We start from the raw sequence: 23,639 nt of genomic DNA, 5'->3' as shown, positions 1-23,639 counted from the left end.
GCGGTCCAGCCAGACACCTAATGAAGCCAGCCGGCCCCGAACAGGGGCGGGCCGGTGCCAGAACAGCGCCGATACCGGCAGCGGGAGCCAAGGACATGAGCATGACATTCGACATCCAGCCCGCATCCAATCCGACTCCTGAGAAGGACCGCGTCGCCAAGCTGGTGGACCCAGGGTTCGGGCGAGTTTTCACCGATCACATGGCGATCGTCCGCTACAATCAGGCCAAGGGCGGCTGGTACGAGGCCAAAATCGAGGCGCGCGCCAACTTTCAGCTCGATCCGGCCGGCGCGGTTCTCCATTACGCTCAGGAAATTTTCGAGGGCCTCAAGGCCTACAAGCGCGACGACGGCGGCGTGAACCTGTTTCGCCCCGACGCCAATGCGCGGCGATTCAAGGAATCGGCCGACCGCATGGCAATGGCGCAATTGCCCGAGGATGTCTTCATCGAGGCGGTCGAGCAGGTCGTGCGCATCGATCGCGCCTGGATGCCGGGCGGCGAGGGCAGTCTTTACCTACGGCCCTTCATGATCGCGAGCGAGACCTTCCTCGGCGTCAAGCCGTCATCCGAATACATCTTCGCGGTCATCGCCTCGCCGGTGGGCTCTTATTTCAAGGGCGGCCCTGCACCGGTGTCGATCTGGGTGTCCGAGAACTACACGCGCGCCGCGATCGGCGGCACCGGCGCCGTCAAATGCGGCGGCAATTATGCCGCGAGCCTGCGCGCCCAGGCGGAAGCGATCCAGCATGGCTGCGATCAGGTCGTGTTCCTCGATGCGCTCGAGCGCCGTTACATCGAGGAGCTCGGCGGCATGAATGTGTTCTTCGTGTTCGACGACGGCTCGCTGTCAACGCCGCCGCTCGGCACCATCCTGCCGGGCATCACACGCGACTCCATCATCACGCTCGCCCGCGATGCCGGAAAGACGGTGCGCGAGGAGCCCTACTCGCTCGACCAGTGGCGCAAGGACGCCGCCAGCGGCAGGCTGAAAGAAGCCTTCGCCTGCGGCACTGCCGCCGTGATCTCGCCGATCGGCAAGGTGCGCTCGGTGAGCGGCGATTTCGACATCAGTGGCGGCGCGGCCGGCCCGGTCGCCATGGGCCTGCGCAAGCAGCTCGTCGACATCCAGTACGGCCGCACCAACGATCCGCACAACTGGATCCGCAAAGTGTTTTGAGGCTTTTACCTATACCTTCTCCCCTTGTAGGAGAAGGTGGCGCGAAGCGCCGGCTGAGGGGTTGTCTTCGCGAGTTCAAGCGCGAGAGGTTTGTTCGCGGAGAGAAACCCCTCACCCGTCTCGCCGCTACCGCGAGCCACCCTCTCCCACAAGGGGAGAGGGCAAGAACGGTTGCCGCACCGCGCGTCGGCTGGTAAACGCCGCGCATGGCCGAGAAACCCAAAAAACCCCAGAAATTGAAGGCGCGCCTGCCGCGCGGGCTCGAGGATCGCGATCCCGCCGCGATCCGGGCGACGCGCGAGATGGTCGAGAAGATCCGCGCTGTTTACGAGCTCTATGGCTTCGAGCCGGTGGAGACGCCGGCGATGGAATTCACCGATGCGCTCGGCAAATTCCTGCCCGACCAGGACCGTCCGAACGAGGGCGTGTTCTCGTTCCAGGACGACGACGAGCAATGGATCAGCCTGCGTTACGATCTGACCGCGCCGCTCGCCCGCTACGTCGCTGAAAACTTCGACACGCTGCCAAAGCCCTATCGCAGCTACCGCGCCGGTTACGTGTTCCGCAACGAAAAGCCCGGTCCCGGACGCTTCCGCCAGTTCATGCAGTTCGATGCCGACACGGTCGGCTCGGCGACGCCGGCGGCGGATGCGGAGATCTGCATGATGGCGGCTGATACGATGGAGGCGCTCGGGATTGCACGCGGCTCTTACGTCGTGAAGGTGAACAATCGAAAAGTGCTCGACGGTGTTCTGGAAGCCATCGGGCTCGGCGGCGCCGACAACGCGGCACGCAGGCTGACCGTGCTCCGCGCGATCGACAAGCTCGACAAGTTTTCCGCCGACGAAGTGCGCAAATTGCTCGGTCCCGGACGATGGGACGGCGGCGAAGAGGGCAAGGGCGACTTCACGAAAGGCGCCAATCTGAGTGCGGCGGAGGCTGACGTTGTTCTCGCCATCACCAAGCAGCGCGATGATTGGAAAGAAGCTATCGCCGCCGCAGAAACGTACCTCGCCAAGAGCGAAGTCGGTCAGGCCGGCGTGAGCGAGCTGGAAGAAATTGCCAAGCTGGTCATGGCTTCGGGTTACGGCGCGGACCGCATTCGCATCGATCCCTCCGTTGTGCGCGGCCTCGAATATTACACCGGCCCTGTCTACGAGCTCGAACTCCTGCTCGACACCAAGGACGAGAAGGGCCGCCCGGTGCGCTTCGGCTCGGTCGGCGGCGGCGGACGTTATGACGGCCTCGTCTCGCGCTTTCGCGGCGAGCCGGTGCCGGCGACTGGCTTCTCCATCGGCGTGTCTCGCTTGCAGGCCGCACTGACGCTGCTCGGCAAGCTCGACACGCGGCCGGAATTCGGGCCCGTCGTCGTCACCGTGTTCGACCGCGACCGCGTCGCCGACTATCAGAAGATGGTCGCTTCCTTGCGCACCGCCGGCATCCGCGCCGAGCTCTATCTCGGCAATCCCAAGAACATGGGCAATCAGCTCAAATATGCCGATCGCCGCAACGCGCCCTGCGTCGTCATCCAGGGCTCCGACGAGAAGGCGCGCGGCGAGGTTCAGATCAAGGATCTGATAGAAGGTGCCAAGGCCGCCGCTGCGATCGCCTCCAACCAGGAATGGCGCGAGAGCCGCCCGGCGCAATTCTCGTGCAGCGAGGCCGATCTCGTCGCCAAGGTGCGCGAGGTCCTGGCGCGCCATGACGTGAGCTGGGGCTAGCCATTCGCTCCATTCGTCATGCGCGGGCTTGACCCGCGCATCCATCTTCCAAATGATGGATTGCCGGATCGAGCCCGGCAATGACGAATAGATGATGAACGACGAGCAGGGAGAAGACGATGCCTGAGATCACAATCAGCATGGCCGAAGGCCGCACCGACGAGCAGAAGGCCGGCATGATGCGCGACATCACCCAGGCGCTCGTGAAGAATCTCGGCGTCGACGCCGATGCCGTCGTTATCCAGATCAACGAGGCCCCGCTGCGCCACAAGATGAAGGGCGGCAAGACCTTTGTTGAGCGCGCGGCGGCTGCGAAGAAGTGACGCGTTAGCATCATTCCGGGGCAGCCCGTCAGGGCTAATCTCTGGCTTCCGCGTTCGCGCTTTGCGCCTGGAATGACGAGAAAGAATATGGACGCACGCGACTTCATCACGATCGGCATGAGCGCAGAGCGCACGCTGGTGGTGCCGGTGGAGCGCACGGTCGGGCATTTCGTGCCCGGCATGCCGTTTGTTTATGCGACGCCGATGATGATCCTCGAGATGGAGATGACCGCAAGCGATGCGATCCGCTCCGCGCTTCAGCCCGGGTGGGTCACCGTCGGCACCGAGGTCGACATCCGCCATCTGGCGGCAGCTCGCGTCGGTGCGACGGTGCGGACCACAGCGAAAGTCGTCACGGTCGAGCGCCGCGTCATCCGGTTCGAGGTCGAGGCGTTCGAGAGCACCCGCAAACTCGGCGAGGGCCGCCACGCGCGCGGTCTCGTCAATGTCGAGATGTTCAACAAGCGACTAGGAGCGTAGCTGCGAGTCCGTTAGCTACTTCGCCAATTCCTTCGACCGCGTCGTCGCGGCCGCAATTGCGCGGATCATCAACTCGCGCAGTCCGGGCTCGCCCATCAGCACGTCGAGGGCGGCAGCGGTGGTGCCACCGGGAGAGGTGACGTTCTGGCGCAGCGTGCTTGAAGCAAGCTCGGACTGGTGCAGCAGCTCGCCGGAGCCGGCGACGGTCTCGCGCGCAAGCCTGGTCGCCAGCGCCTCGGGCAATCCCGCTTCCACACCGGCGCGCGCGAGCTCCTCGGCGAGCAGGAAGACATACGCGGGCCCTGAGCCGGAGACTGCGGTGACCGCGTCCATGAGGCCTTCATCCTCGACCCATTCCACCGAGCCGGTGGCGCGCAGCAGCGCATCGGCCACCGCGCGCTGAGCCGAGCTGACGTGTTGTGCGGCGACGGCGACGGTGATGCCGCGGCCGATCGCGGCCGGTGTGTTCGGCATCGCGCGCATCACGGCGCCGCCGCAGACCTCTTCAAGCGAGGCGATGGTGGTGCCTGCCATGATCGAGACCACCGACGTCTTGTCCGAAACGAATGGTTTCAGCTTGGCGCCGGCCTCGCGGAACATCTGAGGCTTCACCGCGACGACCAGCGTCTCGACCGTGCCCGCCGCTTTCATGTCAGGATTGAGCGCAACGCCCTTGGCGGCAAGCGCGGTGATCTCGGGCGAGAGGTGCGGATCGATCACCGCAACGCGGCGCGGATCGAGCCCGCCCGCCAGCCATCCGCTCAGCATCGCGCCGCCCATCTTGCCGGCGCCAGCGAGGAGGATGGTGCCGGTGATGTTTTGGAGGGTGTTGTTCGCCATCGCTGCTGCCAAATCCGTCGTCCAGGCCAAGCCAGGACCCATGACCCCAAGTGGTTCTAGTGGATGGAGGGCAGAGCAACAAGCATCGCGAGATACGGAGAGTCCCCGCGGTATGGATCCTGGATCTGCGCGACGACAGCGCTTCGCGCCGTCATCGCTTGTCCAGGACGACGAAGGATGGGCGATGCCCTCCTCACGCGCTGGGGAGCGAGGCGCCCTACGCCTCGCCCACCGTGTCGAACATCGCCGCGTCCATGGCTTGCGCGGTGGTCTTGCCGGCCCACACCACGAACTGGAACGCCGGAAAGTAGCGCTCGCAGGCGTGGATGGCGCCTGCGAGCATGGCTTCGCATTGCGCGGTGGAGGCAGTGAGGCCGCCCGGCAGCACCAGCGCTTGGCGGTGCATGATCATGCCGGTGTTGGTCCACAGGTCGAAATGGCCGACCCACAATTGCTCGTTGACCGCGGCGACGAGCCGCTGCACCTCGCCCCGGCGCTGCAGTGGGATCTTCATGTCGAAGGCGCAGGCCAGATGCAGCGCCTCGATTTCGCCCATCCAGGTGAAGGAGAGCTGGTAATCGGTCCATTGTCCCTTCGAGACAATCGTGAGTTCGTCTTCGCCGGAGCGTTCGAACGGCCAGTTGTTGCTGGCAGCGATATCCTCGACCACCGCGAGCGGATGGCTCTTGGAATCGATAGTGCCTTCGAGCAGGGACATGCCGTCTCGACCTCTTGCCTTCTTGTTGTTTTGATACGCACGCGGTTGGCCCGGCGCGCGCTCCCTAAACGTCGCTACGGCGATCCCTAGGGTCGCTCTTGCGATCCCTTCGGATCAGCGCGGGCCTGTCGCGGATCAAGTGATGTGATTTGCGGAATCTGCGCAACCGCGTCCCGAGTCCGTCCACAAGCCAGGACTCGTTCGTCCACAGCTCATCTCCGCCACAATTGTTAACGGGGAGAGGCAAAACCGGACGAGGGAGAACAAACCGGAATCGCATTCGGGCGGCCGGCGCCAATTGCTAATTCCGTCCCGCGAGGGCCGCTCCCACCGCGACGGCATGGGACCATGCGCTTTGCCCATGCGGAACGCGCTTGCCGCAACGGCTCGCCGGCGGCATATTTGCTGGCAGGCCGTTCATCCCGAACGGCCGATGTTCTCAGGGCGGGGTGAAAGTCCCCACCGGCGGTAAGGGCCGAAAGGCCCAAGCCCGCGAGCGCCTTCCCCGAGGTTCTTTCCTGAAAAGGATTTTGCCGAAGGGAAGGGTCAGCAGATTCGGTGCAACTCCGAAGCCGACGGTCAAAGTCCGGATGAAAGAGAACGGTCGGTGGCAGACGCATCGCAAGATGCGGCTGTTTGTCGTTCCGTGTGCCCTGATTCTGGTCCTTAAACCGAGGAAAGCCATGAATCAGATGTTGCAAGATCCCCAAGTCCAAACCTCCACAGTCGAAACTGAAGTCGCCGAACCGCCGGTTCCGCAAGGACCCGCGCCCGAACACCCGCGCTTCGCAAAGCCGCAGCGGGTGGCCTTCGTGCAGGCCTGCTGGCACCGCGACGTGGTCGAGGAGGCCCGCCTCGCCTTCCTGAAGGAGGCAGAAGCGCGGCACCTCACCCATGTCGACGTGTTCGAAGTGCCCGGCTCGTTCGAGATCCCGCTGCATGCGCAGGTCCTCGCCAAGACGCGCCGCTACACCGCGATCGTTGCGGCCGGACTCGTCGTCGATGGCGGCATCTACCGCCATGAATTCGTCGCCGACACCGTGATCAAGGCGCTAATGGACGTGCAGCTCCGCACCGAGGTGCCGGTGTTCTCGGCCGTGCTGACGCCGCAGCAATTCCACGAGACCGAGGTGCACTACGACTTCTTCCGCAAGCATTTTGCGATCAAGGGCACGGAGGTCGCGGCCGCCTGTGCGGAGACATTGCTCGGCCTGGAACGTCTGCGCGGCCAGGTCGCGGCGGGGATCGTGGGGTAGGCAGACTGCCGTAGGGTGGGCGAAGCGCAAGCGTGCCCACCAGCTTCATCGAAAGAGAAAGGTGGGCACGGCGCTTTGCGCCTTTGCCCACCCTACGAGACTGAAGTCATTCCGGGGGCTCGCGTAGCGAGAACTACGGTGCGCAGTTGCGCACCTAAGAATCTCGAGATTCCGGGTTCGGCGCTGACGCGCCGCCTCGGAATGACAATAAAGAAATCAGTCGAACAGGCTCGACACCGACTCTTCGGCGGCCGTGCGCGCGATCGCGTCGGAGATCAGGCTGGCGATCGGCAGCGTGCGGATGTTCGGCGCCTTGGTCACCGCCTCGGTCGGCAGGATCGAGTCGGTGATCACCAGCTCCTTCAGCCTGGAGCCGGAGATGCGGGCCGCCGCGCCGCCGGAGAGCACGCCGTGAGTGATGTAGGCGTAGACGTCCTTGGCGCCCTTGGCGATCAGCGCGTCGGCCGCGTTCACCAGGGTGCCGCCGGAATCGACGATGTCGTCGACCAAGATACAGGTGTAGCCGGCGACGTCGCCGATCACGTTCATGACCTCGGACTCGCCCGGACGCTCGCGGCGCTTGTCGACGATCGCGAGCGGGGTGTTGATGCGCTTGGCGAGGCCGCGCGCGCGGGCCACGCCGCCGACGTCGGGCGAGATCACCATCACCTTGGAGAGATCGAACTTCTCCTTGATGTCGCGCACCATCAGCGGCGCCGCGTAAAGGTTGTCTGTCGGGATGTCGAAGAAGCCCTGAATCTGGCCGGCATGCAGGTCGAGCGTCATGACGCGGTCGACGCCCGCCTGCGTGATCAGATTGGCCACGAGCTTGGCCGAGATCGGCGTGCGCGAACCCGATTTGCGGTCCTGCCGGGCGTAGCCGAAATAGGGCAGCACCGCGGTGATGCGGCGCGCCGAGGAGCGGCGCAGCGCGTCGGTGATGATCAGGAGCTCCATCAGATGGTCGTTCGCTGGGAACGAGGTCGACTGGATGACGAAGGCATCCGAGCCGCGGACGTTCTCCTGGATCTCGACGAAGATCTCCATGTCGGCGAAGCGCCGCACCACCGCCTTGGTCAGCGGCAGGTCGAGGCCCTGCGCAATGGCCTGCGCCAGAGCCGGATTGGAGTTGCCGGCGACGAGCTTGATGGAGCCGTTTTTGGCCGACATGGACGCTTCCTCCCGCGCTTTGCTGGATACGACCTTCAACATCCTACGAATACCCATTGGAAGCACGGTTACGACGGGCGAGGAAATATCAGGCCGGGGGCTCGAATGGCAACCCGGGACGCTACGTTTTCCCTTCGAAAATCCTGAGTCGGGCCAACGGTTTGGCCGTAACTTGGGCCCGTGGTTTAGCGGGGGTTATGGCTCGGCGTAGCCGAGCGCCGTGGCCGGCATGTCCGGCGCGGGCGCGACCGGAATGATGGTCGCCACGGCCGGTCCCCGCAGGCCTGGAGCTACGCCTGAGGCATCCGGCGTTCCGTTGATCATGTTGGAAAGTCCGCTGAATCCGGCCTGGGCGATCTTTCGCAGCACCAGGTCGTCGGCAGCGCCCCAGGGGTCGCGGCCGCCCTTGGCGGACGTGGGTTCCTCGCCGGAGAGGCGCAGCGCCCGCTGCTGGTTGGCGTCGTAGACGTCCCAGACCCATGCAATCATGGTCTTGCCGCGCACGATTTGAGCCGAGAGGTAGCTGCGCACGCGATAGGCCGCCGTGCCCTCGCGGGAGACGACGGACAGACTGCGCAGCTTGGATTCGCTGTCGAGCACACCGACCATGCGGTCGAACACCTGCGGCGGCGGGCCGTCGATCGATTCGAAGGCGACCGTTGCGCCCGAGCCACCGTTCGCCGCCATCGCATAGGAATTGCTCGGCGCGTTGCCGCCGGCGCAGCCGGCAAGCATGGTCGCAGCCGCCAGCAGCATGACCGCCAGCACGCGTGCGCCCGCGCGACGCGGAAAAGATGACGCTTCCCTCATTATGGAGGGCAGCGATATCGTTAAAATCGATTAAGGTCTAGGGCAGGCTAGCCACAAACAGCACCGTCATCCCGGGACAACAGCGTGTTGCTCTTGTGTTCACGCTTCGAGCGCGATGGCATGAATGTGGCGACCGTAGTCCGGCTCCTTGCGATGCACCGAGCGGCGATAGCTGAAGAAGCGCTCATCGGCATAGGTGTCGAGACCGAGATCGTCGACCATCAGGATGCCGGAGGCTTCCAGCCGCGTCCGGATGAAGCCGGCGAGATCGAACATCGCGTGGCTCTCGCGTACCGACGGGATGAAGAACATCGCGTTGTCCGCATCCGCCTCGATGAAACGCGCCACGAACTCGTTGCCGACTTCGTAGCTCTCCTGCCGGATCAAGGGGCCGATCGCCGCGATGATGCCGTCGCGCGTGGCGCCGAGCTTCTCCATCGCCGAGATCGTTGCTTCCAGCACGCCTGATAGCGCGCCCTTCCAGCCGGCATGCGCACCGCCGATCACGCGCGCATTGGGGTCGACGAATAGCACCGGCCCGCAATCGGCGGTGGAGATGCCGAGCGCAATCCCGGATGTCCTGGTGACAAGCGCATCGCCCTTCGGCCGCGGCCCGTTCGGCCACGCGCGATCTACGACGAGCACGTCGGGCGAATGGATCTGGTGCAGGCTGAGAAAACGCTCCGGTGCGACGCCGACATGCTCGGCCATGCGACGGCGGTTTTCGGCGACGTGGGCCTGATCGTCGTTGGAGCCGAGCCCGCCGTTCAGCGCGGAATAGATGCCGCTGGAGACGCCGCCCTCGCGGGTGAAGAAGGCATGACGCAGGCCGGGCACGGCCGACAGCAGCGACGAGGCAAGCGTCATGAGGCTTCTCCGGCGCGTTCGAGATCGCTGAGACCGGCAAGACCGGTCAAACCTGGCTCGGAGATGCCGAGCACCTTGAACATCGAGCCCATGCCGCCGCGCCCCGTATCGGTCAGGCGCTTGAGCGCCACCGAAATGTCGGTTGCGACTTCGGGCGTAGCCTTCTGCATCAGCGCCGCCGCGCGGGTCTCAATGCCGATGCGCTTGAGGAAGTCGCCCTGCGTCACCGGCCCGTGCACGCGGGCCCCGACATCCTCGGCCGCACGCGCCAGCGCCTGGAAGTCGACATGGGCGGTGACGTCGGCTTGGCCCGGGGCCTTCAGGGGATCGGTGAAGCTGTGGCGCGCGATCGCCTGAAACGTATCGCCGGCATCGCTGCGCAAATGGCCGTAGTCGATGATCAGCGCCGCGCCGTCCTGGTCGCGCACGCGCGTGGCGAGCTTCATGATCTCGCTGTCGGGCCGCCATTCGAACACGGCACCGACCGGCGCGGCGCGCACCAAGGGCGGCAGCAGCACGTCGAAGCGTGGCGTCGGCTCGGGCGCGGCGCCGAACTGAAGTTTTCCGTTGGGATCGATCTCGATCACGCGCTCGTGCCAGCCGTTCTCGTAGCGGATCATCTGATGGATCGGCAGCACGTCGAAATATTCGTTGGCGAGGATGATACTGGGACCTTCCGGCACCTCGTCGATGCTGTCGTGCCAGGCGATGTTGCGCACGTTCGCCAGCGTCGCACTCTGCCGCTCGCGCAACACCGGATTGACCTCGACCATGTGGATGTGGAGTGCCTGGTAGAGCGGCGGCAGCACGCGCAATGCGCGCAGCGCGTCCGCCATCATGGTGCCGCGGCCGGGGCCGAGCTCGATCAGCCGCAAAAAGTGCGGCGAGCCCATCTGCTTCCACACCGAGGCGGCCCACAGTCCCAAGAGCTCGCCGAACATCTGGCTGACCTCGGGCGCGGTGGTGAAATCGCCCTCACGCCCGAGCGGATCGCGCGAGACGTAATAGCCGTAGCGCGGGTGCATCAGGCACAATTCCATGTAGCGCCAGACCGGCATCGGGCCTGAGGATTTGATCAGCGCCTTGATCTCGTTGAGTAGCGGCGAGTCGGTCACGATCTATGTTCTCGGAATGAATTAACGAATGGCCTCGATGGGCTTCGGCGCGCCGCGCCTGACTGCCCATACAATAAGTATGGTGCCGACGATAAGCATCGGGATCGACAACAGCATGCCCATGGTTAACCCGCCCCACAGGAAGCCGAGCTGGGCGTCCGGCTCGCGAAAATGTTCGCCGGCAATCCGGGTCAGACCATAGATCAGGATGAAGGCGCCGAGGATCATGCCGGGCCGCTTCAGGGCACCGAAGCGGATCATGATCGCGAGCACCGCGAACAACAGGATGCCTTCCATGCCGGCCTCATAGAGCTGGCTCGGATGGCGCGGCAGCTGTGTGGGATCGTTCGGGAAGATCATCGCCCAAGGCAGGCTCGCATCGGTAGCGCGGCCCCACAATTCGCCATTGATGAAATTGGCGATGCGTCCGAGCAGCAGCCCGACCGGGGCGACCGCGGTGGTGATGTCGCCGAGCGACAGGATCGAGATGCCGTTGCGATGAGCAAACAACATTACCGCGACGACGCAGCCGAGGAAGCCGCCATGGAAGGACATGCCGCCCTCCCACAATTTGAAGATCGCGGCGGGATGGTCGATGAAGAACGGCAGATTGTAGAACAGCACGTAGCCGGTGCGGCCGCCCAGGATGATGCCGAGCGTGACCCAGAGGATGAAATCGTCGATCTGGAGCAGCGAGATCGGTGCGGGTCCGCCCCACAGACGCTGGTTCTTGAGGAGCGATCTCGCATAGAGCCAGCCGAACACGATGCCGCAGATATAGGCCAGCGCATACCAGCGGATCGCGAACGGACCGATCTCGAGGGCGATCGGCTTGAAGGCGGGAAAGTCGATGAGCAGAAAGGGCATCGCGCCTTCTATGGCTGAACGAGATTGCGGCGATCGAGCGCCAGCAGACGCCCAGTGATTCTTGTTATGCAGGGACGTTGAATACGATTGCAAGGAAACCGGGGCATGACAAGGATGCCCCCGCTCGGCCCTTGAACCGGCCCAGTCGGATTGCCATTGTGTTTCGGAGAATTCGCGCAAAGTTTATCGGAGGCAGCCATGACCCAGACCAGCAACCGGTTTTTCGACGAGATCGGCCGCCTGATGAATGACGCTGCCGGTGCCGCCCAGGGCGTCAAGCGCGAGTTCGACACGGTGATGCGCACCCAGGCGGAAAAATTCCTGCGCGACATGGATCTGGTCAAGCGCGAGGAGTTCGAGGCGGTCAAGGACATGGCCCGCCTCGCCCGCGAGGAGAACGAGGCGCTGAAGGCTAGGATCGCGGCGCTGGAGGCCAAGTTCGGCGGAACGCCGACGTAAGGCACGCGCTCTTACCTCCCTAGAGGGGGAGGGTCGCAGCATGCAGCGAAGCGGAATGCGGTGAGGGGTGGGGTGATCCCTCCCCACGGGCATCGCCTCGATGGCGAGACTGTCACCCCACCCCGGCGCTACGCGCCGACCCTCCTCCTCCAGGGGAGGATGGCACCCCATTCTCCTTGTCATTTCCGCATCTTCCGGGTAAAAGCCCGCCACGTCTGCAGCCCCCGCACCCCTGGAGGCTTGCTGCGGATGCTGCCATGGGCCGCGCTGCGGCCCATTAACTTTTGCAAAAACAAGGACTTAACGACATGGCGACGACCGTCAAGGAATTGAAGGCGACCGCACGTCCGAAGAGCGGCAAGGGGGCCGCCCGGGCTGAGCGTCGCGCCGGCAGAGTGCCCGGAGTGATCTACGGCAACAACCAGCCCCCGGTGACGATCTCGATTGAAGATCGCGAATTGCGTCAGCGCATCCTCGCGGGCCGGTTCCTGACCACGCTCGTCGACATCGACCTCGAGGGCAAGAAGCACCGCGTGATTCCGCGCGACTATCACCTCGACCCGGTCAAGGACTTCCCGATCCATGTCGATTTCATGCGGCTGGGCGAAGGCGCCACCATCCGCATCAGCGTTCCGCTGCACGTGGTGAAGGCGGAAGGCTCGCCCGGCGTGAAGCGCGGCGGCACCGTCAACATCGTCGCGCATGCGATCGAGCTGGAATGCGGTGTCGAGAGCATCCCGCAATACATCGAGGCTGACGTCGGTTCGCTTGAAATCGGTCACTCGCTGCATCTGTCCGACGTCAAGCTGCCGGCCGGCGTGAAGGCGCTGACCCGCGAGGACGCGACCCTCGTCACCATCGTGCCGCCGTCGGGCTACGCCGAAGAGCAGAAGGCGGCAGCTGCGGCTGCGGCGGGTGGTGCGGCTCCGGTCGCGGGTGCTGCTGCTCCGGCGGCGGCTGCGCCGGCTGCGGGTGCTGCTGCTCCGGCAGCGGCTGCCAAGGCTCCGGCCGGCGGCGACAAGAAGAAGTAATCTCTCAAAGCTGGCGCGCGGTCCCCAGGATCGCGCGCCGAGCGAGGGGCGCGCCGCGTCATGCGACTCTTTGTTGGGCTCGGCAATCCCGGCGCGAAATACGCACGTAACCGGCACAATATCGGCTTCATGGCCGTGGACGAGATCGCGCGGCGTCATGGCTTTGCGCCATGGCGCCGCCGCTTTCAGGGCGAGACCTCGGAAGGCATGCTCGGACCAGAGCGCGTGATCCTGCTCAAGCCCACGACCTACATGAACGATTCCGGTCGCAGCGTGCAGGAGGCGGCCGGCTTCTTCAAGATCGCGCTGGGCGACGTCAGCGTGTTCCATGACGAGCTCGAACTGCCGCCGGGCAAGGTGCGGGTGAAGATCGGGGGCGGCATTGCCGGGCACAACGGCCTGCGTTCGATCTCGGCCCATATCGGCAACGACTATCGCAGGGTGCGGCTCGGCATCGGACATCCCGGCGTCAAGGAGCTGGTGCACGGCCACGTGCTGTCGGACTTCGCCAAGAGCGACAACGAATGGGTGGCGACGCTCTGCGAAGCGGTCGCCGAGCACGCCCCGCTGCTTGCCAAGGGCACCGACGCGACCTTCGCCAACAGGGTGCACCTTGCTATGCAGGCAAAGGGATTTTTGATCAAGGACGACAACGGCAAGGAATAACGCTCGTGGGATTCAAATGCGGGATCGTCGGATTGCCGAATGTCGGCAAGTCGACCTTGTTCAATGCGCTGACCGAGACGGCCGCGGCGCAGGCTGCGAACTATCCGTTCTGCACCATCGAGCCGAATGTCGGCGAGGTTGCCGTGCCCGATCCGCGGCTTGAGAAGCTCGCCGCCATCGCCAAATCGGGTCAGATCATTCCGACCCGGCTGACCTTCGTCGACATCGCGGGCCTCGTGCGCGGCGCGTCCAAGGGCGAGGGCCTTGGCAACCAGTTCCTCGCCAACATCCGCGAGGTCGACGCCATCGCGCATGTGGTGCGCTGCTTTGAGGATTCCGACATCACCCACGTCGAGGGCAAGATCGCCCCGCTCGCCGACATCGAGACCATCGAGACCGAGCTGATGCTCGCCGACCTCGACAGCCTTGAGAAGCGTGTCGACAACCTCTCGAAGAAAGCCAAGGGCAACGACAAGGACGCCAAGGAGCAGCTCGACCTCGTCAACCGCACCCTGGTGCTGCTGCGCGACGGCAAGCCCGCCCGCCTCGTCGAGCGCAAGGCCGAGGAGGAGCGCGCCTTCTCCATGCTGGGGCTGCTCTCATCAAAGCCTGTGCTCTACGTTTGCAACGTCGAGGAAGGCTCGGCCGCAACGGGCAATTCGTTCTCCAAGGCAGTCGAGGAGCAGGCCGCCAAGGAGGGCGCCGTCGCCGTCGTCATTTCCGCCAAGATCGAGTCGGAGATCGCGACCATCTCGCGGGACGAACGCGCCGACTTCCTGGAGACATTGGGTCTCGAAGAAGCCGGTCTCGACCGTCTGATCCGCGCCGGCTACCGGCTTCTCGACCTCATCACCTATTTCACCGTGGGGCCGAAGGAAGCGCGCGCCTGGACCATCCATCGCGGCACCAAGGCGCCGGCGGCGGCCGGCGTGATCCACACCGATTTCGAAAAGGGTTTCATTCGCGCCGAAACCATCGCGTATGAGGATTACGTCGTCCTCGGCGGCGAAGCCGGCGCGCGCGATGCCGGCAAGCTTCGGCTCGAAGGCAAGGAATACGTCGTCGCCGACGGCGACGTGATGCATTTCAGGTTTAATACGTAATTTGAAGCGATCATTCCGGGCGCGCGTCTTGCGCGAGCCCGGAATGACAAGGCTCACCGCACCCCGCCGCCCTGGTCCCTGATCGCGCCGAGATGCTCGTTGATGCGGAAGACGATCAGGATCAGCTCGGCGAGGATGCGCGAGAACACCACGCCGACGACGACGCTCGCGATCGACGACAGCAGCACCAGGAAGCCGCCGAACGGACTGATCGCCATCGCAGCCAAGCCGGAGAAGACGCCGGAGAGGCCGAACAGGCAGATCAGCGCGATTACCAGCCAGTAGAAGGTCTTGATGATCGTCGGTGTGATGAAGCGGTCCCACTGAAACAGGTCGCTGAATGAAAACATCGTTCTCCCCAGGGCAAAGCGGCTTTTGCCAGATCCGGCTTTGCTAAATGATCCTGACTTTCGGCTGATCCGACTCAAGACCAACCCCGCTGCATCGAATGTAGCACGAGCCATGCGGGCCCGCGGGTTGAGATTGCCACAAAGTGCGGCCACAATCTGTCATTTCCGCGAACCAATCCCAAGATGACCCTGACCTTCGAAGATTTCCCGCCCGGGCGGTTCGGAACGTTCGGCCCGCGCCATGTCACTCGCGACGAGATTTTGGCCTTTGCTGCCGAGTTCGACCCGCAGCCGATGCACCTCGATGAGGAGGCGGCGGCTAGAAGCATGCTGCGCGGCCTGTCCGGTTCGGGGTGGCACCTCTGTTCGCTGATGATGCGGATGATGGCCGATGGTTTTATTACGCGCGCGGCTTCGCTCGGCTCGCCCGGCGTCGACGAGGTGCGCTGGTTGTCTCCGCTCCGGCCCGGCGACGACCTCATGCTCGACGTCGACGTCGTGGAGGCGCGCACTTCGAAAAGTCGCCCGGAGCTCGGCATCGTCAAGTTCAAATGCACCGTGCGCAACGCTGCGGGGCAGGCGCTCGCCGAGATGACCTCGCCGATCCTGATCAAGCGGCGCGAGGGGACGGCCTGATGCGGTTCTTCGAGGATATCGAGATCGGCCAGCGCCGCGAGATCGGCACCTATACGTTCACAGCGGAGTCCATCAAGAGCTTCGCCGCCAAGTTCGACCCGCAGCGCTTCCACCTCGACGAGGAGGAAGGCAAGAACTCGCTGTTCGGCGGGCTCGCCGCCTCCGGTTGGCATGTCGGCTCGGCCTGCATGAGCCTGCTTGTCGCCGACGGCCAGCGCTTGGCGCGGGAAGCCGCCTCGCGCGAGGAGGAAGTTGCGGTGTGGGGTCCGTCGCCGGGCTTTCGCGATCTGCGCTGGATCAGGCCGGTGCTTGCCGGCGACACGGTCGCCTACGTCAACGTCGTCATCGACAAGCGCACCTCCGCCTCGCGTCCCGGCTGGGGCATTCTGACGGCTCGCACCACCGGCACTAACCAGCGCGGCGAGGAGGTCTATTCCATCACCGCCTCAGCCTTTGTGCCGATGCGCACGAACGGTGGTTAGATCTGTTCCAGGATGAACGGTCCAATTGAGTGCGCGAGTGTTGCCCGCGCGCTATGGACGCGATTCGGCGTGGCTGTCATAAGCCTGCGCGATATGGTTACCGCGAAGCAGTTTGGCGGAACCAGTGAGGTGCTAACTAATTATGAACCTGTCGCTGTCTATTTGAAACGAATGGGCAGAGGACAGGGGACGAGGACCATGGCAGATCGCGGCGCACTCAAGTTTGTCGGATTCATCTTCGCGACCGCGACGCTGGCCGTGATGCTGGTTGCCGGCATGGTGGTGAAGGGCTATGCCGATGGCGCCTACACCCTGGAAGCCTCGACCGTGGAAGCCGCTCGGTAAGAGTTCGTTACTTGTCGGGGCCGCCGCGCGTCAGCGGCTGTAGACGAACGCCAGCACCGCGACCGCAACCACCAGCAATCCGACAAAGCGCAGCATGATCGTGCCGAGCTGATTCGGTGCCGGCCGCAGCGATATAGGGTCCGTGTTATCGGGCCGAATGCTTTCCATGACATGTCCCCCCGCCAGGCCGTAAGACGGCCATCGACGCTTGGCATTGGTCGCTGGGGAAGGATGGAGGGTTCAAACACCCTACGCTGTCACGCCCGTGCTGCCACATCCTCCGCTGTCGTGCCCCGCGAAGGCATCCAGTACGCCGCAGCCCCTCCGTATCCTGGCACTGTCTCGGAGTACTGGATCGCCCGCCTGCGCGGGCGACGACACCTATCATGTCGGCGCGTGTGCGCACCTATCACATGCCCCATGAATCAAAACCGCCGCGCTCCCCTTCCGGGAACGCGGCGGCCGATGATGCGGTGCTTCGCGGTCAGCTGTTGCGCAGGCCGTCGGCGGCGCGCTTCCACTGCGCGACGTTGTCGGCGATCATGCGGGTCGACTTCATCGCGGCCTGGCTGAGCTGGGCGTAGCCGGAGATCTCGCGCTGGACGCGCTGGCCTTCGGCATGGAGCAGGTCGCGCAGGCTCTCGAGCTCGGAGATCAAGTTCTCGATCTCGGCCAGCGAGGTGCCGGCGACGCGCTGGATCAGCGAGTTGACGTTGTTGACGGTGGCTTCGGCGCTCGGGTCGAGCGGCGGCGCGTCGGTGGTCGTCGATGCCGGACGGCGCAGATAGGCGATGTCGTTGCGGACGAAATCGCGGATGCCGGCCTCGACCTCGGTCACGGCGGCGAGGTTGGTGTCGACCGTCTCGGTCTCGGTGGTTTCGGTCTTTTCCGGACGCATGGCGTTCATCGTTATTCCCCTGTTCGCGTTGAGCGCGGCGCGAGTGTCCCCCGCACGACGACGTCTATTTTGGCGACTAGGGCGTCCGATTTTGACCGCAAATGGGCCGAGATGCGGCAAGGGCGGACCATTCGGGGGTTTTGCCGTGGCGTATGGTTAGGAGAATGTGAATAGGGAACCGCGACGGCAAGCCATCCCCTCATGGTGAGGAGCGCGCCCTTCGCGCGGGTCTCGAACCATGCAGGCCCCGCTGTAGCAGCGAGCCCTCGATCCTTCGAGACGCGCTCCTTCGGAGCGCCCTCAGGATGAGGGGAAGTGGCGGCTCGCCCTACCAGCTCTTCTTGAAACCGGCCGTCAGGCTCTTGTTGATCGCGCCTTGCGAGGTCTCGCCGACCGAGCCTGAGACGGTGACATTGTCGAACAGCTTTTGCTCGGCACCGAACTTGCGCAGCCATTTGTCGTCGGTGGTCGACAGCGTCTGGCCGGCGGTAATGCTGGTGCCGGTGTCGGTGAGGGTGATCTTGGCGGTCTGATCGGTCTCGTAATTTCGCATGACGTGGCCGCCGATGCCGGGGACGGCGGTCGTGCCCTGCTGGTTGACGCTGTAGCCGTTCTGGAGCGTCAGCGAGGTGTCGCCCGACAGCGGCACCGACTTGGTCAACGAGGCGCCGATCTTGCTGTGTTCGGTGCCGGGATCGACCCGGGCTTCCACCGCGGTCTTGTCCCAGATCGAGCCCGCGCCCGGCGCTGTCGCCGCCGCCCAGGCGCTGCCGGAGGATTGCGGTAGGCTGCCGCCATTGGCGGCCTTCTGCGCCAGCAACTCGGACATCGTCCGCGGCTCGCTCGTCACCGTCATGTCGGCGCCGATCCGCGTGTCCCAGAACGAGAACACCGATTGCTTCACCGTCACCGCCGAGGAGCCGTTTGCATTTGGATTCGACGACCAGGCCAGGCCGTCCTTGGCCGCGGTCTGGGCGCGCTTCTTGGCGGCCATGGGGTCAATGCCGGTGCCGGCATCGACCGCGAGCTGGCTCCAGTCGAGCTTGTCGACGTCGATGCCTTTGAGCACGTCGGGGTCATTGACGTCGGGGGCCTGCGCCGCCTGGGTCTCGGCCTCATCGTCAGGCGCGATCGTCGCGGATGGAATGATCTGTGCCGAGACCGTCAGCACGGAGCCCAGAATGAATGCGGCCGCCAGCAACGGCAGCCTGGTCCGGCCAAACCCTGTCGAGAATTCCATCGTCCTGCCCGCGAACCCCAGCGCACGCTTTCCAACAATATATATCGGCCTTCGGCCGTGCGCCATTCCGCGCGACAGATGCTGATCCATCGTCACGAAATTGTGGCGGCTCGCCTCGCATAACGAACCAACGGGCCGCGCGAAAGGCGCGCGCCCGACGACGAGCTGTGACACGACCGCATCCGGCGGGGCTGGAAGCCAGGGCGTCATGTGAGCGTCGTCATCGGTCCCGAACAGCGGGACCCGTTGGCGTCCCCCTCAGCCGGCGCGGCTCATCTTCGGCAGATGAATGGCGCGGCCGAGTGCCTGCTCGACCAGGTCGAACGTATCGATCAGTACCCGCATGCTGGTGAGCTTTCCCGCCCTGAACTGGGCGAACTGCTTGTTGGAATCGAGCGCCGTCAGCGAATAGCGCAGCATCGAGGCGGCTGAATCAACGCCGAGCATGATGCTCTCGCGGTCGAAGCGGCGAACGTGGAAATTGTCGGCGAGCTGGCGGATGACGTCGAGCACGGCGTCCTTGCCCTGGCGCGCGCCAAGGAACGGAAACATGTCGATCGGGCCGTACAGGGCCCACTCGACGTCCTCGTCGATCAGGGCCTCGATATCCCTGAACTGCCGGTCGTTGATCGCGCCATGCAACGCGCGCGAGAAACGCCAGAGGCTGTGCTCTGTCATTTGGGCTGTCCTGAAGCTGGCTGCAAAAAAAACGGAAAACAACCCCATGCACAGTAAGGTGCCGGGGCTCAGCTCGTTCGTGTACAAATAACTACGGGATTTCGGCCAAAACGCAATTCACGTTTTCGCAATGCACCATTGAATGCGATTTGTGAGATAATAGAGTCCCGCAATTTCCCGGTGCTTGCCGGTTAGATTCCTCGGATCGCGGACGCCCCCTTCAGCGGACAACAGCGGGGAAGGGCCGCGTGACCCGTCTCACATCACCTCTCCACCATCGCGCCTAACGTCATCCCATGTCATCAGGGAGACGTGTCATGGCCGCCATCGCCACCGTCAGAAAGTCCCGCCTGCACAACGCGGTCGAAGGGCTCGCGCTGACCGCGACGCTGCAGAGCTTCCCGACCTTCGCCGCCGCCGCTTTCCTGCTCAAACTCGTCGGCGACCACGACCTCGTCGGCGACCCCGGCGTCGCCATCTTCGTCGCTGTCGCCTCGCTCGCCCACGCGCTGCTCGCGGTGACCTTCGGCCCGAGCTTCCCGGCCTTTTTCAAGACTGTCTACGAGCCAAAATTCTTCGAGGCCCATCTGACGCTCGCCGGCAAGATCACGGCATGGCGCACCCAGCCGGTCGCCTCGCTCCAGCTCGTGACCATCGTGCTGCTGCTGTCGGTAATGGCGGTGGTGACGGCGAGCGTCGGGTGAGGAGCGGGCTATCCCTCTCGTCATTCCGGGGCCCGCAAACCGGCGAGCCCGGAATCCACTGCGATCAGCGGCGCGGATGCGCCGCCTACCTCTTCTTCCACCCGCCCCGTCGCCCCGGCATCCCGCCTGTCGATTTCGGCGCCGGCCCGAACTCCGGTCCCGACTGCCGCGAGTCGGTTGGCTGGATGATCCGGCTGGTGCTGCCGAACGGCTTTGACGGCAGGCTCGGGCTTTCGCGATAGGGCAGCGATTCCGGGCCGTGCATCTCGTCGAGATGCGGCTTGTGCACGCGGGAGCCTTTGCCGCTGCCGGCCTTGAGCGCCGTTACGGCGCTCTTGTTCTTCATGGCACTGACCGGCAAGTTCGCAGCATCGCCGTACTTCTTCGTGCCCGCATAAGCGCCGGCCTTGCCCTGCACGGTGCGCTGCTTCGCGGTAGGGTCGTCGACCACGGCGAGCTCGGTGGCGCGCAGGCGCTTGACTTCGTCGCGCAGACGCGCGGCTTCCTCGAAGTTCAAATCGGCGGCGGCCTCGCGCATCCTTGTTTCGAGATCGGCAAGCACGGCTTCGAAGTTGTGGCCGATCGAGATGACGTCATCGGTCATGTCGTGGCCGCCAACCTCGACCAGCACGTGGTCGCGCTCGTAGACGGAGTTGAGGATGTCGCCGATCTGCTTCTTCACGCTCTCCGGCGTGATGCCGTTGGCAGTATTGTACTCGACCTGTTTTTCGCGGCGGCGGTTGGTCTCGGCGATGGCACGCTCCATCGAACCGGTCATCTGGTCGGCGTAGAGGATCACCTTGCCGTCGACATTGCGCGCGGCGCGGCCGATGGTCTGGATCAGCGAGGTCTCGCTGCGCAGAAAACCTTCCTTGTCGGCGTCGAGAATCGCGACCAGCGCGCATTCGGGGATGTCGAGGCCTTCGCGCAAGAGGTTGATGCCGACCAGCGCGTCGAACGCACCGAGGCGGAGATCCCGGATGATCTCGATGCGCTCGATGGTGTCGATGTCGGAATGCATGTAGCGGACTCGGATGCCCTGCTCGTGCAGATATTCGGTGAGGTCCTCCGCCATGCGCTTGGTCAGCACGGTGATCAGCGAGCGATAGCCGGCCTGCGCGGTGGCGCGGACCTCGCCGACGAGATCGTCCACTTGCGTGCGGGCGGGGCGGATGTCGACGGGAGGATCGATCAGACCTGTGGGGCGGATCACCTGCTCGACGAACACGCCGCCGCTCTCGTTCAGCTCCCAGCCGCCCGGCGTCGCCGACACCGCGATGGTCTGCGGCCGCATCATGTCCCACTCCTCGAAGCGCAAGGGGCGGTTGTCCATGCAGGAGGGCAGGCGGAAGCCGTATTCGGCCAGCGTCGCCTTGCGACGGAAGTCGCCGCGGAACATGGCGCCGATCTGCGGGATGGTGACGTGGCTCTCGTCGGCGAAGATCAGCGCGTTGTCGGGCACGTATTCGAACAGCGTCGGCGGCGGCTCGCCGGGGCGGCGCCCAGTGAGATAGCGCGAATAGTTCTCGATGCCGGCGCAGCTTCCGGTCGCCTCCATCATCTCGAGGTCGAAGGTGGTGCGCTGCTCCAGCCGCTGCGCTTCGAGCAGGCGGCCCTGATCGTGGAGCTGGTCGAGCCGTTGCTTCAATTCTGATTTGATCGACTTGATCGCCTGCACCAGCGTCGGCCGCGGCGTCACATAGTGCGAGTTGGCATACATCTTGATGAACTCGAGCTCGTCCTGCTTGTGGCCGGTGAGCGGATCGAACTCCTCGATGCTCTCGATGGTGTCGCCGAACAGGTTCACGCGCCAGGCGCGGTCCTCATAGTGCGCGGGGAAGATGTCGATGACGTCGCCGCGGACACGGAAGGTGCCGCGGGTGAAATCGGCCTGGGTGCGCTTGTACTGGAGCGCGACGAGATCGGCGATGAGCTGGCGCTGGTCGATGCGCTCGCCCTTCTTCAGCGCGAAGGTCATCGCGGTGTAGGTCTCGACCGACCCGATACCGTAGATGCAGGACACCGAGGCGACGATGATGACGTCGTCGCGTTCGAGCAGCGCGCGCGTCGCTGAGTGGCGCATGCGGTCGATCTGCTCGTTGATCGAGGAATCCTTCTCGATATAGGTGTCGGTGCGTGGGACGTAGGCTTCCGGCTGGTAATAGTCGTAGTAGCTGACGAAGTACTCGACCGCGTTGTCAGGGAAGAAATTCTTGAACTCGCCATAGAGCTGGGCGGCGAGGGTCTTGTTCGGGGCCAGGATCAGGGCGGGGCGCTGCGTCGCCTCGATCACTTTGGCCATGGTGTAGGTCTTGCCCGAGCCGGTGACGCCCAGCAGCACCTGCGAACGGTCGTTGCGATTGATGCCCTCGACCAGCTCGGCGATCGCAGTCGGCTGGTCGCCCTTGGGCTCATAGGCCGACTTGATCTCGAAGCGCACGCCGCCCTCGGACTTTTCCGGGCGCGGTGGCCGGTGCGGCGTCCAAATCCGCATCGAGCCGTCGTCCTTGCGGAATTCCGGGCGGCCCTCGCGGATCAGCGATTCCAACGCATCCGCGGTGGCCTTGACGCCCAGCGCCTCCATTTTTGAGCGCGGCGGCCGCGCCAGCGCCTCGGCATCGTCTTCTTCTGTTGGCAGCCCGAGCTGCCGCGCCAGTTCCGGATCGAGTGTCGGGATCGTGGCCGAGGTTCCGTAATTGGCCTGCGGCGCCTCGTCGAAGCCTTCGGTGGGTGCGCGCGCTCCAGCCGGCTGCGGATTGGTACGCAGCGGCATCGGCTTTGTAATGTTCTTGGCCGTATCCTGCGGAAACTCCTTCGGCGTCGAGGCGCGCGCGCGATGCGCGGCGGCCTCGCCCCCGGCACGGCGATCGCGCGAATTGTCCGGCGGCGGCTGGAGCCCGGTGCCCGATCCCAGGCCCGCATCGCCGCGATTGATCGCAGGATTGAGCAGTTCGGCCAGCGCCGGCCCGATCGGCTGCACATCGGGGCGATGCGCCTTCGAGTTCGGAGCCTTGGTCTTCGGGGATTTGCCAGATTTTTCGGAGGATGCAGGTTTCTTCGCCATAGGGCGAATATGGGACGAGTCCGCCTCTCAGGAAAGAGCGAATGCCCGCCGCTATGCAGCCTGCTGACAGCAGGTTGGCAGCAGGCTTGGCGTCACCCCGCCGGCAGCGGCCCCTCGTCATCCTCAGCCGCGATATTCGGCTCAAGGATGTCTAGATGGATGCCGCCGCAATCGGTGCAGCGCATGGTCCAGTACTCGCATCCAGCGCGACCGCCGATCACACGGAGCACCATGAGATCGCCGTCGCATTCCGGGTAGTTGGACAGCACGGCGCGCGCATAGATCCGCGGCCGCACTGAGCCGATTTCGGTGATAGACATGACCGGTTCCCCCTTGCGGCGCCCCGCCGCTGGTCCGCCCGCGGACGCTATTCGTCGTCGCTGTCGGCCCGGCGGCGGAAGCGATCGATGTGTTGCTTGGCATCGGCAATCGCGGCGTCGCGGTCGGGCCAGGCGAGGCCGACTTCCATGGCGGGAAACAGCACGCCGTCGATTGCAAGCGGGCTGAAATCGGAGCGCCGGATGCGGGCGTGCCACAGTCCTTTTCCAGCTTCGAAGGATTCGATGTCAAAGCCGTCGTAGAGGGTCGTCATTCTTGTCGGTCCCACGTTTTTTTGTCAGAGGGTCAGGGGACCACAT

Annotated in this window: 28 protein-coding genes and 1 riboswitch; of the genes, 13 read left to right on the top strand and 15 right to left on the bottom strand. The window is 64.6% G+C overall.

What is annotated here, in order from left to right; genetic code table 11:
* The first annotated feature begins 95 nt into the window (after positions 1-95).
* From IVA91_RS21635 to IVA91_RS21620, 4 genes are all read left to right on the top strand, one after another.
* Positions 96-1,178, top strand: coding sequence for a branched-chain amino acid aminotransferase (locus IVA91_RS21635; RefSeq protein WP_247459117.1), 1,083 nt, complete (start codon positions 96-98; stop codon positions 1,176-1,178).
* A 206-nt stretch (positions 1,179-1,384) separates the two neighbouring features.
* Positions 1,385-2,899 (top strand): histidine--tRNA ligase, encoded by a 1,515-nt coding sequence (gene hisS / locus IVA91_RS21630; RefSeq protein WP_247459116.1) that lies wholly within the window; start codon positions 1,385-1,387, stop codon positions 2,897-2,899.
* A gap of 119 nt (positions 2,900-3,018) precedes the next feature.
* Positions 3,019-3,222 (top strand): tautomerase family protein, encoded by a 204-nt coding sequence (locus IVA91_RS21625; protein ID WP_025033847.1) that lies wholly within the window; start codon positions 3,019-3,021, stop codon positions 3,220-3,222.
* A gap of 87 nt (positions 3,223-3,309) precedes the next feature.
* The gene (locus tag IVA91_RS21620; RefSeq protein WP_247277549.1) at positions 3,310-3,702 is read left to right on the top strand and encodes a hotdog domain-containing protein; all 393 of its coding nucleotides are present in this window, start codon (positions 3,310-3,312) and stop codon (positions 3,700-3,702) included.
* 15 nt (positions 3,703-3,717) lie between these two features.
* On the opposite strand, the gene proC is transcribed toward IVA91_RS21620, so the two are convergent.
* A complete protein-coding gene (gene proC / locus IVA91_RS21615; RefSeq protein ID WP_247459115.1) occupies positions 3,718-4,542 on the bottom strand; it encodes a pyrroline-5-carboxylate reductase in 825 nt (274 codons plus the stop codon).
* Between the two features lie 217 nt (positions 4,543-4,759).
* Complete coding sequence (locus IVA91_RS21610) at positions 4,760-5,260, bottom strand: YbjN domain-containing protein (protein WP_247277547.1); 501 nt, start codon at positions 5,258-5,260, stop codon at positions 4,760-4,762.
* Positions 5,261-5,691: 431 nt separating this feature from the next.
* Positions 5,692-5,866, top strand: a riboswitch (FMN riboswitch).
* A 77-nt stretch (positions 5,867-5,943) separates the two neighbouring features.
* Here IVA91_RS21610 and IVA91_RS21605 point away from each other — a divergent pair.
* On the top strand, positions 5,944-6,516 hold the full coding sequence (locus IVA91_RS21605) for a 6,7-dimethyl-8-ribityllumazine synthase (RefSeq protein ID WP_247277546.1): 573 nt from the start codon (positions 5,944-5,946) through the stop codon (positions 6,514-6,516).
* 216 nt (positions 6,517-6,732) lie between these two features.
* On the opposite strand, the gene IVA91_RS21600 is transcribed toward IVA91_RS21605, so the two are convergent.
* The 5 genes from IVA91_RS21600 to lgt all read right to left on the bottom strand — a co-directional run bounded on the left by IVA91_RS21600 (position 6,733) and on the right by lgt (position 11,345).
* The gene (locus IVA91_RS21600; RefSeq protein ID WP_247277545.1) at positions 6,733-7,686 is read right to left on the bottom strand and encodes a ribose-phosphate pyrophosphokinase; all 954 of its coding nucleotides are present in this window, start codon (positions 7,684-7,686) and stop codon (positions 6,733-6,735) included.
* Positions 7,687-7,881: 195 nt separating this feature from the next.
* A complete protein-coding gene (locus IVA91_RS21595) occupies positions 7,882-8,496 on the bottom strand; it encodes a hypothetical protein (protein WP_247459114.1) in 615 nt (204 codons plus the stop codon).
* A gap of 99 nt (positions 8,497-8,595) precedes the next feature.
* A complete protein-coding gene (gene pgeF, locus IVA91_RS21590; RefSeq protein ID WP_247277543.1) occupies positions 8,596-9,363 on the bottom strand; it encodes a peptidoglycan editing factor PgeF in 768 nt (255 codons plus the stop codon).
* On the bottom strand, positions 9,360-10,478 hold the full coding sequence (locus IVA91_RS21585) for an SAM-dependent methyltransferase (protein ID WP_247277542.1): 1,119 nt from the start codon (positions 10,476-10,478) through the stop codon (positions 9,360-9,362). Before IVA91_RS21585 ends, pgeF begins: the two co-directional genes overlap by 4 nt.
* Positions 10,479-10,499: 21 nt before the next feature.
* A complete protein-coding gene (gene lgt, locus IVA91_RS21580; protein WP_247277541.1) occupies positions 10,500-11,345 on the bottom strand; it encodes a prolipoprotein diacylglyceryl transferase in 846 nt (281 codons plus the stop codon).
* A 198-nt stretch (positions 11,346-11,543) separates the two neighbouring features.
* On the opposite strand from lgt, the gene IVA91_RS21575 reads away from it, so the two are divergent.
* The 4 genes from IVA91_RS21575 to ychF all read left to right on the top strand — a co-directional run bounded on the left by IVA91_RS21575 (position 11,544) and on the right by ychF (position 14,604).
* The gene (locus tag IVA91_RS21575) at positions 11,544-11,804 is read left to right on the top strand and encodes an accessory factor UbiK family protein (protein WP_247277540.1); all 261 of its coding nucleotides are present in this window, start codon (positions 11,544-11,546) and stop codon (positions 11,802-11,804) included.
* A gap of 308 nt (positions 11,805-12,112) precedes the next feature.
* Entirely contained in the window at positions 12,113-12,835 is a 723-nt protein-coding gene (locus tag IVA91_RS21570) for a 50S ribosomal protein L25/general stress protein Ctc (RefSeq protein WP_247277539.1), read from the top strand.
* 60 nt (positions 12,836-12,895) lie between these two features.
* The gene (pth, locus tag IVA91_RS21565) at positions 12,896-13,501 is read left to right on the top strand and encodes an aminoacyl-tRNA hydrolase (RefSeq protein WP_247277538.1); all 606 of its coding nucleotides are present in this window, start codon (positions 12,896-12,898) and stop codon (positions 13,499-13,501) included.
* Between the two features lie 5 nt (positions 13,502-13,506).
* Positions 13,507-14,604, top strand: a complete 1,098-nt coding sequence (gene ychF / locus IVA91_RS21560; protein WP_247277537.1) for a redox-regulated ATPase YchF — start codon at positions 13,507-13,509, stop codon at positions 14,602-14,604.
* Positions 14,605-14,657: 53 nt separating this feature from the next.
* Here the strand turns inward: ychF and IVA91_RS21555 are convergent, their stop codons facing one another.
* Complete coding sequence (locus tag IVA91_RS21555) at positions 14,658-14,954, bottom strand: DUF4282 domain-containing protein (RefSeq protein ID WP_247277536.1); 297 nt, start codon at positions 14,952-14,954, stop codon at positions 14,658-14,660.
* 183 nt (positions 14,955-15,137) lie between these two features.
* Here IVA91_RS21555 and IVA91_RS21550 point away from each other — a divergent pair, with 183 nt between their 5' ends.
* The 3 genes from IVA91_RS21550 (at position 15,138) to IVA91_RS21540 (ending at position 16,417) form a co-directional block, all read left to right on the top strand.
* On the top strand, positions 15,138-15,590 hold the full coding sequence (locus IVA91_RS21550; protein WP_247277535.1) for a MaoC family dehydratase: 453 nt from the start codon (positions 15,138-15,140) through the stop codon (positions 15,588-15,590).
* Positions 15,590-16,072 carry a MaoC family dehydratase gene (locus IVA91_RS21545; protein WP_247277534.1) on the top strand — a complete coding sequence of 161 codons (483 nt, stop codon included), beginning with the start codon at positions 15,590-15,592 and terminating at the stop codon, positions 16,070-16,072. The genes IVA91_RS21550 and IVA91_RS21545 overlap by 1 nt, the downstream gene beginning before the upstream one ends.
* 198 nt (positions 16,073-16,270) lie before the next feature.
* The gene (locus IVA91_RS21540) at positions 16,271-16,417 is read left to right on the top strand and encodes a hypothetical protein (RefSeq protein ID WP_027545961.1); all 147 of its coding nucleotides are present in this window, start codon (positions 16,271-16,273) and stop codon (positions 16,415-16,417) included.
* A gap of 30 nt (positions 16,418-16,447) precedes the next feature.
* On the opposite strand, the gene IVA91_RS21535 is transcribed toward IVA91_RS21540, so the two are convergent.
* The 4 genes from IVA91_RS21535 to IVA91_RS21520 all read right to left on the bottom strand — a co-directional run bounded on the left by IVA91_RS21535 (position 16,448) and on the right by IVA91_RS21520 (position 19,233).
* On the bottom strand, positions 16,448-16,585 hold the full coding sequence (locus tag IVA91_RS21535) for a hypothetical protein (protein WP_247277533.1): 138 nt from the start codon (positions 16,583-16,585) through the stop codon (positions 16,448-16,450).
* 316 nt (positions 16,586-16,901) lie between these two features.
* Positions 16,902-17,324: a hypothetical protein gene (locus IVA91_RS21530; protein ID WP_247277532.1), complete on the bottom strand. Its 423-nt coding sequence runs from the start codon at positions 17,322-17,324 to the stop codon at positions 16,902-16,904.
* Between the two features lie 319 nt (positions 17,325-17,643).
* A complete protein-coding gene (locus tag IVA91_RS21525; RefSeq protein ID WP_247459113.1) occupies positions 17,644-18,555 on the bottom strand; it encodes a hypothetical protein in 912 nt (303 codons plus the stop codon).
* A 258-nt stretch (positions 18,556-18,813) separates the two neighbouring features.
* Entirely contained in the window at positions 18,814-19,233 is a 420-nt protein-coding gene (locus IVA91_RS21520; protein ID WP_247277530.1) for a nuclear transport factor 2 family protein, read from the bottom strand.
* Between the two features lie 317 nt (positions 19,234-19,550).
* Between IVA91_RS21520 and IVA91_RS21515 the strand changes: the two genes are divergently transcribed.
* Positions 19,551-19,937, top strand: coding sequence for a hypothetical protein (locus IVA91_RS21515; RefSeq protein ID WP_247277529.1), 387 nt, complete (start codon positions 19,551-19,553; stop codon positions 19,935-19,937).
* A gap of 85 nt (positions 19,938-20,022) precedes the next feature.
* On the opposite strand, the gene uvrB is transcribed toward IVA91_RS21515, so the two are convergent.
* The 3 genes from uvrB to IVA91_RS21500 form a co-directional block, all read right to left on the bottom strand.
* Complete coding sequence (uvrB, locus tag IVA91_RS21510) at positions 20,023-23,001, bottom strand: excinuclease ABC subunit UvrB (protein WP_247277528.1); 2,979 nt, start codon at positions 22,999-23,001, stop codon at positions 20,023-20,025.
* A 92-nt stretch (positions 23,002-23,093) separates the two neighbouring features.
* A complete protein-coding gene (locus IVA91_RS21505; protein WP_247277527.1) occupies positions 23,094-23,321 on the bottom strand; it encodes a hypothetical protein in 228 nt (75 codons plus the stop codon).
* Positions 23,322-23,368: 47 nt separating this feature from the next.
* A complete protein-coding gene (locus IVA91_RS21500) occupies positions 23,369-23,593 on the bottom strand; it encodes a hypothetical protein (RefSeq protein WP_247277526.1) in 225 nt (74 codons plus the stop codon).
* Positions 23,594-23,639 lie beyond the last annotated feature (46 nt).

This window comes from Bradyrhizobium sp. 153 (assembly GCF_023073835.1).
GTDB lineage: Bacteria > Pseudomonadota > Alphaproteobacteria > Rhizobiales > Xanthobacteraceae > Bradyrhizobium.
Note: the sequence above shows the minus strand (reverse complement) of the source record. Positions and strands in the feature narration are given on the sequence as shown.

What these genes read in the sequence shown, in the direction of transcription:
- IVA91_RS21635 (WP_247459117.1), top strand. Translation starts at nt 96, where the DNA reads ATGAGCATGACATTCGACATCCAGCCCGCATCCAATCCGACTCCTGAG.
- IVA91_RS21500 (WP_247277526.1), bottom strand. Translation starts at nt 23,593, where the DNA reads ATGACGACCCTCTACGACGGCTTTGACATCGAATCCTTCGAAGCTGGA.
- IVA91_RS21600 (WP_247277545.1), bottom strand. Translation starts at nt 7,686, where the DNA reads ATGTCGGCCAAAAACGGCTCCATCAAGCTCGTCGCCGGCAACTCCAAT.
- IVA91_RS21540 (WP_027545961.1), top strand. Translation starts at nt 16,271, where the DNA reads ATGGCAGATCGCGGCGCACTCAAGTTTGTCGGATTCATCTTCGCGACC.
- pgeF (WP_247277543.1), bottom strand. Translation starts at nt 9,363, where the DNA reads ATGACGCTTGCCTCGTCGCTGCTGTCGGCCGTGCCCGGCCTGCGTCAT.
- IVA91_RS21505 (WP_247277527.1), bottom strand. Translation starts at nt 23,321, where the DNA reads ATGTCTATCACCGAAATCGGCTCAGTGCGGCCGCGGATCTATGCGCGC.
- pth (WP_247277538.1), top strand. Translation starts at nt 12,896, where the DNA reads ATGCGACTCTTTGTTGGGCTCGGCAATCCCGGCGCGAAATACGCACGT.
- IVA91_RS21555 (WP_247277536.1), bottom strand. Translation starts at nt 14,954, where the DNA reads ATGTTTTCATTCAGCGACCTGTTTCAGTGGGACCGCTTCATCACACCG.
- IVA91_RS21515 (WP_247277529.1), top strand. Translation starts at nt 19,551, where the DNA reads ATGGCCGCCATCGCCACCGTCAGAAAGTCCCGCCTGCACAACGCGGTC.
- IVA91_RS21535 (WP_247277533.1), bottom strand. Translation starts at nt 16,585, where the DNA reads ATGGAAAGCATTCGGCCCGATAACACGGACCCTATATCGCTGCGGCCG.
- IVA91_RS21575 (WP_247277540.1), top strand. Translation starts at nt 11,544, where the DNA reads ATGACCCAGACCAGCAACCGGTTTTTCGACGAGATCGGCCGCCTGATG.
- IVA91_RS21605 (WP_247277546.1), top strand. Translation starts at nt 5,944, where the DNA reads ATGAATCAGATGTTGCAAGATCCCCAAGTCCAAACCTCCACAGTCGAA.
- IVA91_RS21610 (WP_247277547.1), bottom strand. Translation starts at nt 5,260, where the DNA reads ATGTCCCTGCTCGAAGGCACTATCGATTCCAAGAGCCATCCGCTCGCG.
- IVA91_RS21550 (WP_247277535.1), top strand. Translation starts at nt 15,138, where the DNA reads ATGACCCTGACCTTCGAAGATTTCCCGCCCGGGCGGTTCGGAACGTTC.
- IVA91_RS21620 (WP_247277549.1), top strand. Translation starts at nt 3,310, where the DNA reads ATGGACGCACGCGACTTCATCACGATCGGCATGAGCGCAGAGCGCACG.
- IVA91_RS21545 (WP_247277534.1), top strand. Translation starts at nt 15,590, where the DNA reads ATGCGGTTCTTCGAGGATATCGAGATCGGCCAGCGCCGCGAGATCGGC.
- IVA91_RS21595 (WP_247459114.1), bottom strand. Translation starts at nt 8,496, where the DNA reads ATGAGGGAAGCGTCATCTTTTCCGCGTCGCGCGGGCGCACGCGTGCTG.
- uvrB (WP_247277528.1), bottom strand. Translation starts at nt 23,001, where the DNA reads ATGGCGAAGAAACCTGCATCCTCCGAAAAATCTGGCAAATCCCCGAAG.
- hisS (WP_247459116.1), top strand. Translation starts at nt 1,385, where the DNA reads ATGGCCGAGAAACCCAAAAAACCCCAGAAATTGAAGGCGCGCCTGCCG.
- IVA91_RS21570 (WP_247277539.1), top strand. Translation starts at nt 12,113, where the DNA reads ATGGCGACGACCGTCAAGGAATTGAAGGCGACCGCACGTCCGAAGAGC.
- IVA91_RS21625 (WP_025033847.1), top strand. Translation starts at nt 3,019, where the DNA reads ATGCCTGAGATCACAATCAGCATGGCCGAAGGCCGCACCGACGAGCAG.
- IVA91_RS21525 (WP_247459113.1), bottom strand. Translation starts at nt 18,555, where the DNA reads ATGGAATTCTCGACAGGGTTTGGCCGGACCAGGCTGCCGTTGCTGGCG.
- lgt (WP_247277541.1), bottom strand. Translation starts at nt 11,345, where the DNA reads ATGCCCTTTCTGCTCATCGACTTTCCCGCCTTCAAGCCGATCGCCCTC.
- IVA91_RS21520 (WP_247277530.1), bottom strand. Translation starts at nt 19,233, where the DNA reads ATGACAGAGCACAGCCTCTGGCGTTTCTCGCGCGCGTTGCATGGCGCG.
- proC (WP_247459115.1), bottom strand. Translation starts at nt 4,542, where the DNA reads ATGGCGAACAACACCCTCCAAAACATCACCGGCACCATCCTCCTCGCT.
- IVA91_RS21530 (WP_247277532.1), bottom strand. Translation starts at nt 17,324, where the DNA reads ATGAACGCCATGCGTCCGGAAAAGACCGAAACCACCGAGACCGAGACG.